The sequence below is a fragment of the Dorea sp. 210702-DFI.3.125 genome, from assembly GCF_020560945.1.
Lineage (GTDB): Bacteria > Bacillota > Clostridia > Lachnospirales > Lachnospiraceae > Dorea > Dorea formicigenerans.
On record NZ_JAJCNF010000009.1, the window covers coordinates 26701 to 43787 of the forward strand.

Consider the following 17087-nt stretch of genomic DNA (forward strand, 5'->3'; position numbering starts at 1 on the left):
TGGATGGAAACGTAGAATTTACACCTTATTTACACCTTTGGAAGATCGGATTGGTATAGTTAGAATAGTAAAGACGTGGGATGAATCTTGCGTCCTTTTTTAGATTGTGTAATTACATGTTGCTTGAAAAATCAAATAACATATGATAAATTATAAATGTGATGTAAAAAGAGTCACATTTATAAAAAGGTGATTGATATGAAAGAATTTTTGGAAAAAATATTACGGCAAAATGTAATAATGACGGAGAATAAAGAGGTATATAAAAAGCTTCCGTTAGTATATCGTGGAAGGTATGATATTTTTACAGTAGAGACGAATGGTGCGTTATGGATGGCTATTCATCCAAAAGATGATGTCGGACTTGTTATGTTACGTAGAGACAGAGCTGGTGTAGAAAAAATGACAGGATTAAATTGTGCAATATTTCTTGATCGAACAACATTTTATATAAAGGAAAAAATGATGGAAGAAGGAATTCCTTTTGTAATAGAAGGGAAGCAGGTATTTCTCCCATTTATTGGATATTTGCTGAGTAAGGGAAATGAAAGAGAATTGGCACCAGTTCATTTGATTTCTTTTTTGACGCAAAAAATGCTCCTGATGGCTATTTATGAACGATGGAATGAAGTGAAAGTATCTGATGCAGCGAAACGAATAGGAGTGTCAACAAAATCTGCAAGTCGGTGTTTTGATGAACTGGAATATTTAAATATTGATGTGTTGGGCATGAAAGGTAAATCAAGAGTTATCAATATTCCGGATGACCGAAAACAATTATGGCAGCAGATTGAGCGTGTGTTAAGAAATCCAGTGATTCGAAGATTTGTTCTGAGAGAAGATATGAAAATAGAAAAGAAAGCAGGTATTTCTGCTTTATGTGAGTATTCTCTTTTGTCAGATAATGTTTATCCTACTTATGCAGTAACAAAGAGAGAACTGAAAGCTAGTGGAGTGAAAGTGGAAAAACAAGTGAGCGAATTGGAAGAAATTGGTTGTGTTGTTTTGGAACTGGGATATTTCATTGATTTTTTAGGAAAAGGATTTCAAGATCCCTTGAGCGTAGTATTGTCACTTACAGGAGAAGAGCAAGAAGAGGAACGGGTAGATATTTCTATTAATGAGATGTTGGAGGAATATGTATGGTCAAAGGATTAGATACATTTCAGAAGTACTTTGCAGATTATGAAGAACAGTATGTTTTAATAGGTGGTGCAGCCTGTGATATTCTGTTTGAAAGCAATGAAGTAAATTTCAGGGCTACAAGAGATCTGGATATGGTTTTGATTGTTGAAGCATTAACTCCGGAGTTTGGAGAAAAATTTTGGAAGTTTATCGTTGATGGAAAATATAGAAACAAAGCGACAAACGGTAGCAACCCTCAATTTTATAGATTTGATAAGCCAGAAGACGATAACTTTCCGAAAATGATTGAATTGTTTTGTAGAAGTGATTTTAAACTAAAAGATGCGAAAGGAATTACTCCAATTCATATTGATGATGAAGTTTCCAGTTTGTCAGCAATTCTTTTAAATGATGATTACTATAAGGCACTTCTCAATGGAAAAGAAGTGAGAAAAGGCCTTTCAGTTTTAAGACCAGAATATATCATTCTTTTTAAAGCAAAAGCGTATCTTGATTTAAAAAAGCAAAAAGACTTAGGAGAAAAAGTGGATTCCAGTGACATAAAGAAGCATAAGAAAGATGTTTTGCGTATTGCTTCGGAGCTTATGCTTGAAAAAGTAGAAGAATTGCCGATAGCAGTAGATGCCGATATACATAGCTTTATTGACTTGTTGGAGCAGGAACCATTTGATCAAAATTCATTGAAAAGATTTGGGCTGAAAAATGAGGATGTTGTAGAAGTGTTGAAGCAAGTATTCGGATAAAAATGTGATGTGTTATACAGTTAATTTTTAACCCATTTTTACACCTTTTGCTGACGATATTATGCGAAAATAAACCAGGTTATGCCAGAAAGCAAAAATTTACAAAGGCTTACAAAGCCCGAAAAACCAAGAAAAACTAAGAAATGCGAGGTTATGCAACAATGATAAAAGTACTCTTTATATGTCACGGCAACATTTAAAGTATGGCGAGAAAGACTTGATTTTGTAGGATTTTCTAGATAGAAACAAATAATTTACACCTTATTTATACCTTTGGAAGACCGAATCGGAATAATTAAAAAAGTTGTCATAATTCAGTTGGTCAAAAAATAATACTACACTCAAAATCAATTAAAAAATCAATCGTAAAAAAATACGATTGATTTTTTGCGCATTTTTGCATATAATATAATCATTATGGTTGGAAAGGGAACGATTACTATGCGTGAAACAAGAATATTAGAATTCAAGGAAACAATTACGAATACTTTTTTGAAAACAGTTAGTGCCTTTTCGAATTACAATGGTGGAACAATTCTTTTTGGGGTTGATGATAATGGAAATGTGAAAGGATTGCCAGATGTAAAACAGGCCTGTCTGGATATCGAAAATAAAATCAATGACAGTATATCACCTCAACCAAACTATACACTTGAAATACAGAATAATGACCAGACGATAAAACTTACTGTAAAAAGTGGTCTTCAAAAACCGTATTTATATAAATCAAAAGCATACAAACGAAATGATACAGCAACGATAGAGGTAGATACATTGGAATTTTCAAGGCTTGTATTAGATGGAAAAAATATTAGCTTCGAAGAATTACCTTGTAAAGATCAGGAGCTATCTTTTAAAATTTTACAGTGTAAACTGAAAGAAAATATTTACATTGAAACTTTCAATCAAGATACTTTAAAGACATTGAACCTGTATGACAATATAAATGGTTATAATAATGCAGCGGGACTTTTGGCAGATAAAAATTATTTTTCAGGAATTGATATTGTTAAGTTCGGTGAGAATATCAGTATTATTCAAAAAAGAGTAACGTTTGAACATATATCGGTTTTAGAAATATATGAAAAAGCACTTGCTGTATTTAGAGATTATTACCAATATGAAGTAATACAGGGGGCTGACAGAAAGATGGTAGAGAAAATACCGGAAGCAGCTTTCAGAGAAGCAATTGCAAATGCTTTGATTCATAGGGTATGGGATATTAATTCACACACCAGAGTTTCTATGTTTGATGATAGAATAGAAGTAGTGTCTCCTGGTGGATTGCCGGCTGGAATAACGGCAGAAGAATATTTATCAGGTAAGCTATCTATTTTAAGAAATAGAAATCTTGCAAATGTATTTTACAGACTGGGATTAGTAGAGATATTTGGAACAGGAATTACACGAATCAAACAACTGTATGCAGAGAGTTTGATAAAACCAGAATTTGAAGTGTCAGAAAATGCTATAAAAATTGTACTACCGATATTTGAAACGAATGTCAATTTAACCGAAGACGAAAAAGTGATTTACAAATTTTTAAGTAAGACGATGCTGAAACCAATAAGTGAAATTGCACCATATGTCCCATTTGGCAAATCAAAAACAACACAATTACTGAAAGCTATGGAGAAAAAGGGTGTGATTGCAGTTGAAGGAAAAGGCAGAGGAACAAAATATATCATTAAGTGATTGAGAACATAGAGGGTTCAAATTACACAATCTTTCAATAACACAAGGAGAAAATCATATGATAAAAATTTTATTTATATGTCATGGCAATGTTTAATGGATGCCGTGAAAGCCTTGATTTTATTGGATTTCTTGGGAATTAACCAATAATTTACACCTTATTTATACCTTTGGAAGACCGGATCGGAATAATATAATAAAATTTGCTAATCTGTGTTGATTTTTTTTATGATTGAGTATAATAAAATCAAGAACAGAAATGTTCTCGATGTAAGAGCATCGTTAAAAGTTGGGCTGCAGATGGAGCAGGGTAAACTTCCATCTCATTAGATGTCTTAACTGGGCATCGAGCCTGGTAGCTTGGATAAAGCTGTAGTCCACGTGGGGGACTTAATGATTTTCACGTCGTTATGGGTATCTTAACTGGGTACCGAGGCTGACAACCAGCAGAAAACTCTTTTACAAAAGTAATTCTCAGAAGAGTGTGGTTTAATGCCACACTCTTTTTTGCATGTGAGGTATAAGTGGCAACAAAGTTAGATAAGAAAAACGCAATACGACAAGGTATTACAGAGGCGGAAATCGTATATTTCCAAAATTTGGCAGGTAAAACATTTCTGTATGTTTGTGGAGATGAATATTTTGAAGTTTCTTTTCCAATAGATCACTTTCTACATTTAACAGGAGTGGAGACAAGACTTTCGACCAAGGATTTTTATAAGAATGCAAAAAAATCTATTCTTACAAATAATCAGTTCTATTTTGACGCAAGACATGTATATGCAAATGCCAAAAGGAAACTTCCGTGTTTAAAACGCTTGCCGGAATTAACGAATGAAATGGTATGTGTTCTAAAAAATATGGAAACCATGACAATTACATATAAACTCAGCGTTACAAATTTGGAATTTACAGGAAGTGTGACAAGAAAGCCAAAACGGTATACTGGGAAAAAAGATTAAGAAAAGAATAAAGAGCTGGTTTTAATTGTAAAATTTATGGGGAACTAACATCAGCTTATTGACATGAATTTAAAAATAAGTATAATAATAGTTGAGTAATTGTTCAACTATTATTATTTGGAGGTGAATATATGCCAAAAACGTCTTATATTTGTAATTGCGATGTAATTCATGAGGATATTGTGAATGATGTGAAATCCAAGATGCAGCCAAAAGATGATTATATCCAGTTGGCTTCTTTGTTTAAGCTATTTGGAGATGGAACTAGAGTACAAATCTTACACGCTCTAGAACAGAGTGAGATGTGTGTATGTGATCTTGCAGTGCTACTGGGGGTAACAAAATCTGCAATTTCGCATCAGTTAAAGGCATTACGCCTTGCGAATCTAGTAAAATTCCGTAAAGAAGCACAGATAGTTTACTACTCACTGGCAGATGATCATGTGAAAGAGATTATTGACAAGGGATTTGAGCATCTTTGGCAGAAATAATATTTTTTAACATTATAGTTGAGTAATTGAACAATTAAACAAATTATAAGGAGATTATCATGAAACGCATATTTCTATTAAAAGGGTTGGACTGTCCAAATTGTTCCGCAAAAATTGAAAAAGAAATTGGAGAGTTGGATGGAGTGCAATCCTCAGTGGTAAATCTGATGAAGCAGACGCTTACAATCAATGTTACTCAGACAGCCGCAGATATGATAGCCAGTCAGATTGAAACGATTGTTCATAGTCATGAGCCAGATGTGGAAGTTTCTGAAATTGTACAGGAATCTTATATACCGGAAAAAAAGCAGGAGGCCAATGAATCCTATAACAATGAGGATAAGAAGTTGACAGTTCGTTTAGCGACTGGTGCAGCAATCTATGCCATTGGTATGGCATTGACTGTTTTTGCGAAAGTGCCACTGCCTATCGAGTTAGCTTTTCTCATTGTTTCTTATGTTATTCTTGGTGGAGATGTTGTATGGCAGGCTGTGAGGAACATTTCAAAGGGGCGTGTATTTGATGAACATTTTTTGATGAGTGTTTCTACGATTGGGGCTTTTGTCATTGGTGAATATCCAGAAGCAGTTGCTGTTATGCTATTCTATCAGGTAGGTGAATTTTTTCAGTCATTGGCTGTTAAGCGTTCCAGAAAATCTATATCAGACTTAATGGATATACGTCCAGATTCTGCTACAGTAAGAAGAAATGGGGAATTGATTACCATATCTCCAGAAAATGTCTCCATTGGTGAGATTATTATTGTAAAGCCTGGTGAAAAAATTCCATTAGACGGTGTGGTATTGGATGGAGATTCTATGCTGGATACAAGGGCCTTAACAGGAGAATCAGTTCCGAGAAGTGTTCATAAAGGAGACGAAGCACTTTCCGGTTGTATGAATCAGACGGGTGTCTTAATGATTAAGACAACAAAAGCGTTTGGTGAATCTACGGCTTCAAAGATTATTGATCTTGTGGAAAATGCGTCAAGCCGAAAAGCACCAACAGAAAATTTTATTACTACATTTGCACGTTATTATACACCTGTGGTTGTAATCTTAGCAGCTTTTCTGGCAATTCTGCCACCGATCATTCTTGGCGGAGGCTGGACAGAGTGGATTCGCAGAGGATTTGTTTTCCTTGTGGTATCTTGTCCATGTGCATTGGTTATTTCAATCCCGCTGACTTTCTTCGGCGGCATTGGTGCAGCATCTAAACGAGGTGTTCTTGTAAAAGGAAGCAATTATTTAGAGGCACTTAATAATGTCAGCGTTATTGTGTTCGATAAAACCGGAACACTTACAAAAGGTGTTTTCAATGTGACGGATATTTTGCCTGCAAATGGATTTTCAAAAGAACAGGTTCTGGAGTATGCGGCAGAGGCAGAGAGTTTTTCTAACCATCCTATTGCAAAATCCATTCTTGCTGCTTATGAAAAAGAAATTGATCAGTCAGTGATTTCTGATTATAAGGAAATTTCAGGATATGGAATCAGTGTAATGGCAGGGGAAAAGAAAGTTTTTGCTGGCAATACGAAACTTATGGATACAGAATGTATAGAGTACACAACCTGTGAAAAAGCAGGTACAAAAGTTTATTTGGCTGTAGATGGTCAATATGCAGGATGTATTTTGATAACAGATGAAGTGAAGCCGGACAGTAAAAAAGCAATTTCTGACCTGAAACATATCGGCGTGGAAAAAACAGTCATGCTTACCGGTGATGATGAAAAAATTGGGAAGTCTGTTGCAGAAGAATTGCAGTTGGATAAATATTATGCACAGCTGCTTCCTGACCAAAAAGTGGAAAAGGTTGAGCTTTTAGATAGTAAAAAGAGACCGGGAAGCAAATTGGCTTTTGTTGGTGATGGTATCAATGACGCTCCTGTCCTTGCCCGTGCAGATGTTGGTATTGCAATGGGTGGGCTTGGTTCGGATGCGGCCATTGAAGCAGCAGATGTAGTTCTGATGACAGATGAACCGTCTAAGCTGGTGGACGCGATTGAAGTAGCAAAAGCGACAAAACAGATTGTCATGCAGAATATAGTGATTGCTCTTGGGATTAAGAGTGTGTTCCTGATTCTTGGCGCTCTTGGTATTGCGGGAATGTGGGAAGCTGTATTTGGTGATGTAGGCGTTACCATAATTGCTGTTTTGAATGCAATGAGAATTTTGAAAAAATAGGAAATGAGGTGGAAATGTGAAACGAAAACTGATTCTGTTAGTTGTTACGATTGTTTTTCTTGTAGGTTTTGGTGTCATTTTACATTCACCGCCTTCTATGATTGATGCAGTCACAGGAGCAACACCGAAGTCAAAAAAGGCGGCTCAAGCCTCCGCACAGTTGGAAGGCTCTTATGTTCTCGGTATTAATATGATGTCAGATGGTCTCGACAACGAGAACACCCGGAATAAATTAAAAGAATTGGCACTGGACGATTCGGAAACAAATGAAACGGATCTCATGAAAACGGACATTAGTTTTCGGTTATATGTATCTGAGACGGATTATCCGCTTGTCAGTTATGCTAAGAAACTCTGTGACAGATTGAAACAGGCCGGTTTTTCCGTAGATCTGAAAGAGTACAGTAACACAATGATGCTATCAAGAGTGGTAAATGGAAAGTATGATGTATTCCTGGCATCGGATGATTTTATTGACGTTACAACGTTATCACAGATGGACTATATGATCATGGACAGCGAAGAAATGAGGTGAGCGGGAATTTATGAGAAAATGGAATACGATTTTGTCTGTTTTAATGCTTCTCATTTTTATGATTCATGGAATCATGGGAAGCTTTATGCTGAACGGAGTTGGAAGTAGTGCAGGGAAACTTCTTGCATGGATTGGTGTTGGTATTCTTGTTGTGCATACGGTGATTGGTGTCAGCCTGACAGTTCAGAGTTTACAGACAGCGAAGCAATCCGGAAAAATGTATCTGAAACAGAACGCCATATTCTGGGCGAGACGAGCCAGTGGGCTGGCAATACTGATCCTGCTGTTCTTCCATATTGGCTTGTTTGGAAAGGTGCAGAATGGGACATATATTTTGTTCCCTTTTACAACGGTAAAGATGGTAACTCAGCTTTTGTTCGTGGCGACAATCTTTGTTCATATTTTTATCAATATCCGCCCATTGCTCGTATCGCTGGGAATCATTAGTTATAAAGAACGAAGGGGTGATATTTATTTGATTCTTTCGGTGCTCCTTCTGTTTATAGCGGGCGCAGTTATTTTCTATTATATTGGGTGGCAATATCTATGAGTAAGACGATTATTATTATAGGTGCTGGACTGGCAGGACTTTCAGCGGCTTTGTAGGCAGCGGAAAATGGATGCAATGTAAAACTGGTTTCCTCCCTTCCGTCAGAGCGGGCACAGTCTGTTATGGCGGAGGGCGGTATCAACGCAGCTTTGAATACAAAAGATGAAAACGACAGTCCCGAAGAACATTTTACAGATACAATAAAGGCAGCATGTGGTCTGGCAGATCCAAATGCAGTTTGGGGAATGACACAGGCAGCACCGGAGCTGGTGCACTGGCTGCTAAAACTTGGAGTTAAATTTAACATGAGTGGCTATGATGATGTGGATCTGCGAAATTTTGGCGGGCAGAAAAAGAAACGGACTGCTTTTGCACAGAGCGATACCGGGAAGCAGATCATGACAGCTATGATAGACGCTGTTCGCAGGAAAGAAGCATCTGGTATGGTAGAACGGTTCAGCCATCATTCTTTCCTAACACTTCGTCTGTGTGGCAATATTTGTTGTGGCTGCGTAATCAGGGATGAATACAGTCAGGAGACTGTGGAATTACCGGGGGATGCGGTTATTGTTGCCACCGGTGGTATGCACGGATTGTTTGGAAATACAACGGGTTCGCTGAGCAATACAGGAGAAGTCACCGCAGAATTGTTCCGGCTTGGTGTTCCTCTGGCAAATGGCGAGATGATCCAGTATCATCCGACAACTGTGAAATGTGGTGGAAAACGCATGCTCATCAGCGAGGCGGCCAGAGGGGAAGGTGGCAGGTTGTTTGCCATGAAAGATGGAAAACAATGGTATTTCATGGAGGAAAAATACCCGGAGCTTGGAAATCTGATGCCACGAGATATTACCGCCAGAGAGATATGGAAGGTCAGCCATGAATCAGAGGTATTTCTTGACATGACGGAAATATCGGAGGAGATTATTTCAAATAAGCTATCTGGTCTGGCAGACGATTGTATGACCTATCTGCATAAAGATATACGAAAGGAACCGGTGTCTGTTTTACCGGGAATTCACTATTTTATGGGAGGTATTCTGGTGGATGAGCAGCACAGAACGCCGATTCAGAATCTTTACGCTGCCGGAGAATGCTGTGCCCAATATCATGGTGCCAACCGTCTTGGTGGAAATTCTCTGTTAGGAGCGTTATACGGAGGACGTGTTGCGGCAAAATCAGCATGCGAACAGGCAGATGTAGTAGATCTATCTTGTGCGACACAGATAGATTTTCCACCAGCGTCTCAAATTTCAGAAATAAAGCAATTAAACAAAGTGATGCAGGAGACTATGGGCGTTGTCAGAAATGAGAATACGTTGTTAAATGGGATTCAAACGGTACAAGCGCTGACAGGAAATCTTCCATTGCTTGGCATGGCAGTTCTAAAGAGTGCTCTTGCAAGAAAAGAAAGCCGTGGTGCACACTGGCGGGAGGATTATCCGAAGAGCAATGACAATGATTACCTTAAAACAACGGTAGCCAGATTTGATGGAAAGCAGATACAGATTTCCTTTGTACCTGTTCCAGAAAGGCGGTGATTCACTTGGTATATAAAATAAAAATCAGGCGGCAGGAGAGTCAGAAATCAGATAGTTATTGGCAGGAATTTGAGTTTGACGGAAGCAAAAACAGCTCTGTTGCCACTGTTCTAAAGGAATTGAACAGTAGAACTCCTTTGAAAGATAATTCAGGGAATATAGTTACTCCCATCAGCTGGGAATGTAGCTGTATGGTGCGAAAATGTGGGGCTTGCGCCATGCTGATTAACGAACGTCCGAGGCTGGCATGCTCTACATTTCTACATACGTTAAAAGGTTCTACAATCACCTTGGAACCTTTAAGCAAATTTCCGCTTGTAAGAGATTTGATCGTTGACCGGTCAATTCTGTTTGAAAATTTGAAAAAACTGAACCTTTGGCTTGAAAGTGAAGCTTATATGAATCCGTGGACACATGAACCGAGATACCAGTCGGCACGCTGTCTAATGTGTGGCTGCTGCCTTGAAGTGTGTCCTAACTTCTCTGCAAATGGGACTTTCGCAGGCGCTGTTGCTGCAGTCAACGCATTTCGGATTCTGAATGAAGAACAGGAAAGCACTCATTTGAATGAGATTTCTGCTGAATATAAGAAGAAATATTTTGAGGGATGCGGGAAGTCGTTATCTTGTCATGATATTTGTCCGATTGGTCTGCCTGTGGAAGAACTGCTTGTAAGGTCGAATGCAGCGGCTGTTTGGGGCAAATAAAATGGATGATAAAAGCTATAATGAATGTATGAAGAGAATCAAAAACTTGATTCTCTTTTTTTAAAATACATACATTGACAAATATCTATGTATATATTATATTGAACATAGACAATGATCAATGTGAGGTGTCAATATGAATGCAATGGATGTGGCTTTGATATGCAAGGCTTTGGGCGATGCGAACCGGCTGGAAATTGTACAGATGCTGTCGGATGGAGAAAAGTGCGGGTGTAAACTTTTGGAAAGATTTGAAATTACCCAGCCAACTTTATCCCATCATATGAAGATACTGGTAGGATGCGGCCTTGTGAATGATCGTAAGGAAGGAAAATGGCATCACTATTCTTTGAATTGTGAGACATTGATGAATTACAAACACTTTATAGAATCCCTTACTTGCCTTGGATGCGGTGACGGGGATTGTTGTAAATAATTTAAGGAGAGCAGATATCATGAAAAAGAATCAAATTCAGGAATTAGTTTTTTCCAGCGTTACCTGACTGTATCCGTATGATATTGCAGCCCCGGCTGGAATGATTGGTGCATCGAATTTCTTTGAGTTAGCTGTTGCAGTCGCTGTAGCTTTATTTGGTACATCAAGTCCAGCGGCACTGGCAACTACAGTAGGTGTATTAACAGAAGTCCCGGTAATGCATACTCTTGTGAAGATTGCAAACAAATTAAAGGAGAAGTTCAAGTATGAATAAGAAAAAAGTTGCTTTTATATGCGTTCATAATTCATGCAGAAGCCAGATTGCAGAAGCTTTGGGAAAACATCTGGCTTCGGATGTATTTGAAAGTTATTCGGCAGGGACAGAAACGAAACTACAGATTAATCAGGATGCAGTCCGGATTATGAAAGAATTGTATGGAATTGATATGGAAGCAGAAGGACAATATAGTAAGCTGATTGATGAGATACCAGTACCGGATATTGCAATTTCAATGGGGTGTAATGTGGGATGTCCGTTTATCGAAAGACCGTTTGATGATAATTGGGGACTTGAAGATCCAACCGGAAAGAGTGACGAAGAGTTTAAGAAGGTTATTGATGAGATAAGGATGCAAATTTTTATATTGAAACAACGATTGGATGAATTTGAAGAAAACTAAAGAAGTTGAGAAATTCCAGTTGATATTTCACATATTTTAGGAAATTTAATAACTGTTATATTTGATTATCAAATTCTTCGCAAACCCTTGAAAATACTAAGTTTGTAGCAAGTGTACTTCCCCTTACTCTTTCCCTTGTGTTACATTCTCCCATTAGCTTTCATGAACCTTAATATGGGAAAAATTAAGGGAAAGAAAATTTCATAACACAGTATAACATATAACAATAACGACATGGTGAACTGATTGAAATGTTTTCGATATTTAACTCTATAACTGATTATCAAAAGAAAATGGAGATAAGATACGATGAGAACAATTTATGCAGAATACAACATAAATCACGATAGTATTGATGTTTACACAAGTGCTGGATATATGCTTCGCATTGACTGCTGGGAAGCTGAAAAAGATTTAAAAACCACATATGGATCAGAATGTGCACTTACTTCATTAGCTGTGGATGAGCCTTTGGAATATGCAAGATTATATCTTGAGGGCAATTTACAGATGTGGGTGGATGCAGAAGATTCATTAGAACTTTATTAAGTGAAAGAGGGATAGTGTTCATTAAGAGTGCTATCCCTCTTTAAAGAATGTGCGAAATGCAATAATTACATATTTTCTATGGATTAACAGAGCGCCTAAAAATAATCCATGTACTTATGAAGTAACAAATCAATAAAATTACCAAAATCCCCATTGTTGCCCCTATTTGTAACATCAATGTACTAAACCCAATATAGGCTGAAATTTCTGCTGATATGGTTTGGATAAAGTAAGCTATTACAACAGCAGCTACAATGATTGCTGTGATAATTGGAAGCCCAAACCAAACACTTAATTGTTGCAAGATAAGTTTTCCGATATGCTTTTCTTCCGCCCCCAATTTTCGGAGTACAGAGAAGCGATATTTATATTGTCCTGCGTCTAAGAGTTGTTGCAAAGAAAGTACGGTAAGACATATAACCATCAGTACGACAGCACCATAAATCATTGCAGTCTGTAAAATAAAGTTATTTGCTATGGAACTATTGATTTGCAGTGTGCTAAAACGCACGCCATAAATAGCCCCGGTTTCTGCCTGCTCGGGATATTTCTCTGTAAAAAGTTTTTCCAGTTTCCTTGCATTTTCATAGGAGATATTTTCCGTTGTTGTAATATATCGGTTTTTTATTACTGGCAACAGCTTTTCACAAATATTGTCTGGAAGTACATACAATACATTTGTATAGGAATTGTACGCTGTTTCTCCAATCGGATCCTCATAATAGGACTGCCCGGAAAGAGTCAATTCTCCTGCGTCTGTCATAATGCTGGTGTGTTCTTTCAAAAAGCTATCCCGTTCTTCCTCGGTGGCGATTGCTTTCCATTGTGTTGTAAATTCATCTTCCTCCAGAGAAATCTGTTCGTAACCCAGCATTTCCCGTATAGTGTTATAATCACTCAAAGAAATTGCTACAATCGGAAAATCATATTTCTGTCTGTTGTGAAAATCGTCTTTCTCTGGCAGATATAGATTGAACGTGCAATCATAAACTGTATCTATTTTGTGTTCTGTCAGAAACTCAGTAATGATTTCATAACTGTCTTGCGGCAGATTTTCTTCTTCATATACGTCATTATATCTTGAATATACCTGCACATCATACATAGAGCGCATATCCAAATAACCTGAAGCCCAGCCCGTCAAAATAGGGGCGGCAATAAACATGAAGATTGCAAGGACAAGGGTTATACAAATCAGCGTCATTGTTTTGCTGGTTGTATTTAGTTTTGATATAATTTGCCCGAAAAAGAACAGGTTTTCTCCCTTGTATCTATGTTCCGGCGATTTTACTTTCCATGCTACAATCAAGCTGCTGGCAAGATAAATCAATGCACAAATAAAGAAGAGCAAATCAATCAATACAAATACCAGATATTGATTCAGTATTCCACCATGTAAAGGCAAATAGTATTGATTGGTAAGAGCAGGTACGCTTGCTGCTAAAAAGGCGTGCAATACAGAACAAATAAGCAGCCCATCAATCAACTTTTGAAAAGCAATTTTTTTCTTTTTCAACATCCATAATGCCGCCCAGCCTAATGTAACAACAGGGAGCAAAATATTTCCCCAATACATGATTTTCACCGGGAAAACAAAGCGGGAGTCATAATAAAATCGGACATTTTGTATTCCTGAAAACAATTCCCATAAAGTAAACATTAAAAACAGAATTACTACGACAGGAATGAATCGGCTCTTTTTCAATTCTGGCTCATTTTCTTTCTCTGCGGAAAGCATATCAATAATTTTTGTTTTTTTGATTGTGCGTGTATTGAAAACTCCTACCACAAAAAAACTTACCACAAAAAATATCACTGTCAGCAAAACGGTGTCCGGGAACAATGTCCATGAGATTTCATAAGGCTCTCCATAAGCAGTAAGGAGCATTGCGGTAATGAATTGAGAGCAAAATACACCGCAAAAAATACCAATCAAAATGGAAAACATACCCATAATCAGTGTTTCTGCAAAGAAAATCCTGCCAATAGTTTTTTGTTCCATTCCCATAATGGACTGGACAGCAAACTCTTTTTGCTTTCGTCTTAGCATATAATGATTGACGAACCGTATCAAAAATAACAACAGCAATGTTATCATGCAGATTGCAATTTTCATTCCGTCACTTAACAGAGTAAAATCATACTCGCTGCCTATATCCGGGCTATAATAACTACTGGAAATAGACAAGAACGCATAAAACAAGGTAACACAGATTGTCATTGTGACAATGTAGACCAGATAGTCTTTTACAGACCGTTTTGCATTTCTGAAAACAAGTTTAGCATACATGGCTTTGTCCCCCTCCGATCATGGTAAGGACATTCAGAATTTTATCAAAAAAAGCACTTCTGCTGTCGTTGCCCTTGCGCAGTTCCATAAAGATTTCTCCGTCTTTCAAAAAAAGAATACGGTTGGCATAGCTGGCGGTAAAAGCGTCATGAGTTACCATAAGAATTGTCGCCCTAAGCTGTTCATTGATACTTTGAATGGTAGACAGCAACATTTGTGAGGAATGGCTGTCTAATGCCCCTGTCGGCTCATCTGCCAGTAAGAGCTTCGGGTTGTTGATAATTGCTCTTGCACAAGCACAACGCTGTTTTTGTCCGCCGGATACCTGATAAGGATATTTGTTTAGAATATCGCTGATATTCAGCTTTCCGGCTATATCCAAAATGCGGGATTCTACGCTCCCGGCAGGGACTTTGTTGATTGCTAATGCCAGTGCAATATTTTCTGAAATCGTCAATGTGTCCAGCAAATTGAAGTCTTGAAATATAAACCCTAAATTCTCCCTGCGAAAACGGGCAAGGGATTTTGGTTTGATTTCCGTTATATCTGTTCCATCTAAAAAAATATGCCCTGCACTTACGGTATCAATCGTAGAAATACAGTTGAGCAGCGTTGTCTTTCCAGAACCGGACGCACCCATAATTCCGAGAAATTCCCCAGCTTCCACAGAAAAGCTAATGTCTTTAATGGCTTTGGTAATATTCCCTTCATTGCCATAATATTTCTGGATATGTTCCAGTTTCAAAATCGTATTCATCTGATAAACCTCCTTAACTGTTCCATATCTTTATTGTAAATGGAGTATCTCATTTTTTGTATCAAGTTTTCTTACACAGTTCTTACAAAAATGTAAGAAGTGCAGAACCTGTCAGCCCTGCACTCCGATAATAAAATCATTCATTTGAAAGATAAGTGAAATCGTTGTTCCTCTGTTTTCGGAATAAGCAGTAAGCCCTATTCCCAGTTTATCACATAGACGCTTGCAAAGATATAAGCCAATTCCAGTAGAATTTTTCCCGGTTCGCCCATTCTGACCTGTAAATCCTTTTTCAAAAATACGGGGTAAATCACTTTTAGGAATACCTATCCCATTATCGCTGATAGATAGCACAATCTTGTCATTCGTTTTTGTTGCCCTAAAGTGCAAAATAGGCTGCTCTGCATGGTATTTGATTGCATTACCGATAATCTGATTTAAGATGAACCGCACCCATTTTTCATCGGTATAAACTTTTGTTTCTATATCGTCTATCTGAATTGACATATTGCTTTGACGCAAAAGATACTTATTATCTGCGATTGCACTATGCACAACATCGCATAAATTGACTTCACGGACAGAATAGTCTTTTTCAGCGTGTTCACTCCGGGCATAGTAAAGTGCCTGTTCTGTATATTGGTTGATATTCTCTAACTCTGCCAATACCTCTCTGGAAAAGGGAGAACGGTTATTCTCACACAGCAGCTTCATCGCTGTAATTGGTGTTTTTACTTCGTGTATCCATTGTTCAATGTATTCTTTATATTCCCTGCGTTCCCTCTGTACTTCGCCAATCCGTTCCAACATAGATTTTTCAGCCATTTTCATAATCTGGTAAAAAACCTGTTCATCAGCCCTTTCCGGCACTTGCATGATTTCCGGCAATAAATATCGTTCTTCTAATTGCTCCGTCATATTGAGCAATTTATTCAGATATTTTTTTCGTGAGAAATAAAATGCCAGCAAAGATAAAACAAGGACAATCGACCAGACTGCAAAAATAAACAGGACTGTTTGGATAGGATTATCGCTTGCAATCAGGAACAAAGCAAGGACAAGCATACCCAGCAGATTGATTAAAATAACGGGGAGTTGATTTTTCAAATATTGTTTTCCACTCATAATGTATATCCTTGCCTGTGTTTTGTTTTAATGAAATCTACAAGTCCGATTGCTGCCAGTTTGTCGCGAATACGGGTAATATTGACACTTAGGGCGTTATCATCAACATAAAGCTGATTGTCCCAAAGAAAATCCACAATATCATTTCTGGAACAGATTTTTCCGGAGTTCTTAAAAAGGTAGTAGAGGATTTTCAATTCATTCTTTGTCAATTCTGCTTTCTGTCCTTTGTACTCTATCATGCTACTCTCCAAATGCAGGGTAGCTTCTCTCCACATATAAATTTCTGTTTGAGGGGAACGGTAGGCTTTCTTTAACAATGCAGCAATTTTAGCAAGAAGAATAGCGGGATTATAAGGCTTTGTGATAAACGCATCTCCACCCAGCATAATGCTGTTCAGTTCGTCCATATCTGTATTGCTGCTTGTTACAAATACAATCGGAATATCTGAAAAGGTGCGAATCCCCGAGCATATTTCAAAACCGTTATTCCCCGGAAGTTTTATATCCAGAATAACCAGATGTGGCGCAGCTTCTTTTAACTGCTCTATTGTTTTGGAAAAATCCGTAACTGCAAATACTTCATATCCATTCCCAGACAAAAGAGTTTTAAGCTGTGTTTGTATCGTAAAATCATCTTCAATGATTAGTATTTTTTCCTTCATAGAGATACCTCCCTGACACTTTATTATACTGT

General features: G+C 37.6%; 16 protein-coding genes and 2 pseudogenes. 14 read left to right on the plus strand and 4 right to left on the minus strand.

Annotated features, from left to right (window positions below; genetic code table 11):
- Positions 1 to 198 precede the first annotated feature (198 nt).
- From LI164_RS05995 to LI164_RS06060, 14 genes and pseudogenes are all read left to right on the plus strand, one after another.
- Entirely contained in the window at positions 199 to 1158 is a 960-nt protein-coding gene (locus LI164_RS05995) for a hypothetical protein (RefSeq protein WP_005330954.1), read from the plus strand.
- Positions 1143 to 1889: a hypothetical protein gene (locus LI164_RS06000; protein WP_005330956.1), complete on the plus strand. Its 747-nt coding sequence runs from the start codon at positions 1143 to 1145 to the stop codon at positions 1887 to 1889. The genes LI164_RS05995 and LI164_RS06000 overlap by 16 nt, the downstream gene beginning before the upstream one ends.
- A gap of 441 nt (positions 1890 to 2330) precedes the next feature.
- Complete coding sequence (locus LI164_RS06005; protein WP_040015279.1) at positions 2331 to 3584, plus strand: RNA-binding domain-containing protein; 1254 nt, start codon at positions 2331 to 2333, stop codon at positions 3582 to 3584.
- Positions 3585 to 4108: 524 nt separating this feature from the next.
- Entirely contained in the window at positions 4109 to 4546 is a 438-nt protein-coding gene (locus LI164_RS06010) for a PBECR4 domain-containing protein (RefSeq protein WP_005330960.1), read from the plus strand.
- Between the two features lie 131 nt (positions 4547 to 4677).
- Positions 4678 to 5037 (plus strand): helix-turn-helix transcriptional regulator, encoded by a 360-nt coding sequence (locus tag LI164_RS06015; protein ID WP_005330964.1) that lies wholly within the window; start codon positions 4678 to 4680, stop codon positions 5035 to 5037.
- Between the two features lie 59 nt (positions 5038 to 5096).
- Positions 5097 to 7220, plus strand: coding sequence for a heavy metal translocating P-type ATPase (locus LI164_RS06020; RefSeq protein ID WP_005330967.1), 2124 nt, complete (start codon positions 5097 to 5099; stop codon positions 7218 to 7220).
- Between the two features lie 16 nt (positions 7221 to 7236).
- The gene (locus tag LI164_RS06025; protein WP_005330968.1) at positions 7237 to 7755 is read left to right on the plus strand and encodes a hypothetical protein; all 519 of its coding nucleotides are present in this window, start codon (positions 7237 to 7239) and stop codon (positions 7753 to 7755) included.
- A gap of 10 nt (positions 7756 to 7765) precedes the next feature.
- On the plus strand, positions 7766 to 8305 hold the full coding sequence (locus tag LI164_RS06030) for a hypothetical protein (protein WP_005330969.1): 540 nt from the start codon (positions 7766 to 7768) through the stop codon (positions 8303 to 8305).
- Positions 8302 to 9846: pseudogene (locus LI164_RS06035) on the plus strand (FAD-binding protein). The gene LI164_RS06030 and the pseudogene LI164_RS06035 overlap by 4 nt, the downstream one beginning before the upstream one ends.
- Positions 9843 to 10553, plus strand: a complete 711-nt coding sequence (locus LI164_RS06040; RefSeq protein ID WP_005330971.1) for a succinate dehydrogenase/fumarate reductase iron-sulfur subunit — start codon at positions 9843 to 9845, stop codon at positions 10551 to 10553. The pseudogene LI164_RS06035 and the gene LI164_RS06040 overlap by 4 nt, the downstream one beginning before the upstream one ends.
- 136 nt (positions 10554 to 10689) lie before the next feature.
- On the plus strand, positions 10690 to 10989 hold the full coding sequence (locus LI164_RS06045; RefSeq protein WP_005330972.1) for a metalloregulator ArsR/SmtB family transcription factor: 300 nt from the start codon (positions 10690 to 10692) through the stop codon (positions 10987 to 10989).
- 73 nt (positions 10990 to 11062) lie between these two features.
- A pseudogene (locus LI164_RS06050) lies at positions 11063 to 11263 on the plus strand (arsenic resistance protein); the annotation flags it as partial.
- A complete protein-coding gene (locus LI164_RS06055) occupies positions 11256 to 11669 on the plus strand; it encodes an arsenate reductase ArsC (protein ID WP_005330974.1) in 414 nt (137 codons plus the stop codon). The pseudogene LI164_RS06050 and the gene LI164_RS06055, both read left to right, overlap by 8 nt.
- Positions 11670 to 11978: 309 nt before the next feature.
- On the plus strand, positions 11979 to 12218 hold the full coding sequence (locus LI164_RS06060) for a DUF6061 family protein (protein WP_006858432.1): 240 nt from the start codon (positions 11979 to 11981) through the stop codon (positions 12216 to 12218).
- A 76-nt stretch (positions 12219 to 12294) separates the two neighbouring features.
- Here LI164_RS06060 and LI164_RS06065 read toward each other — a convergent pair whose 3' ends face one another.
- The 4 genes from LI164_RS06065 to LI164_RS06080 form a co-directional block, all read right to left on the minus strand.
- Positions 12295 to 14508: an FtsX-like permease family protein gene (locus tag LI164_RS06065; RefSeq protein ID WP_006858431.1), complete on the minus strand. Its 2214-nt coding sequence runs from the start codon at positions 14506 to 14508 to the stop codon at positions 12295 to 12297.
- Positions 14498 to 15265, minus strand: coding sequence for an ABC transporter ATP-binding protein (locus tag LI164_RS06070; protein WP_006858430.1), 768 nt, complete (start codon positions 15263 to 15265; stop codon positions 14498 to 14500). The genes LI164_RS06065 and LI164_RS06070 overlap by 11 nt, the downstream gene beginning before the upstream one ends.
- A gap of 111 nt (positions 15266 to 15376) precedes the next feature.
- The gene (locus LI164_RS06075) at positions 15377 to 16390 is read right to left on the minus strand and encodes a HAMP domain-containing sensor histidine kinase (RefSeq protein WP_015529841.1); all 1014 of its coding nucleotides are present in this window, start codon (positions 16388 to 16390) and stop codon (positions 15377 to 15379) included.
- On the minus strand, positions 16387 to 17055 hold the full coding sequence (locus LI164_RS06080) for a response regulator transcription factor (RefSeq protein WP_006858428.1): 669 nt from the start codon (positions 17053 to 17055) through the stop codon (positions 16387 to 16389). Before LI164_RS06080 ends, LI164_RS06075 begins: the two co-directional genes overlap by 4 nt.
- Between the last annotated feature and the right edge of the window lie 32 nt (positions 17056 to 17087).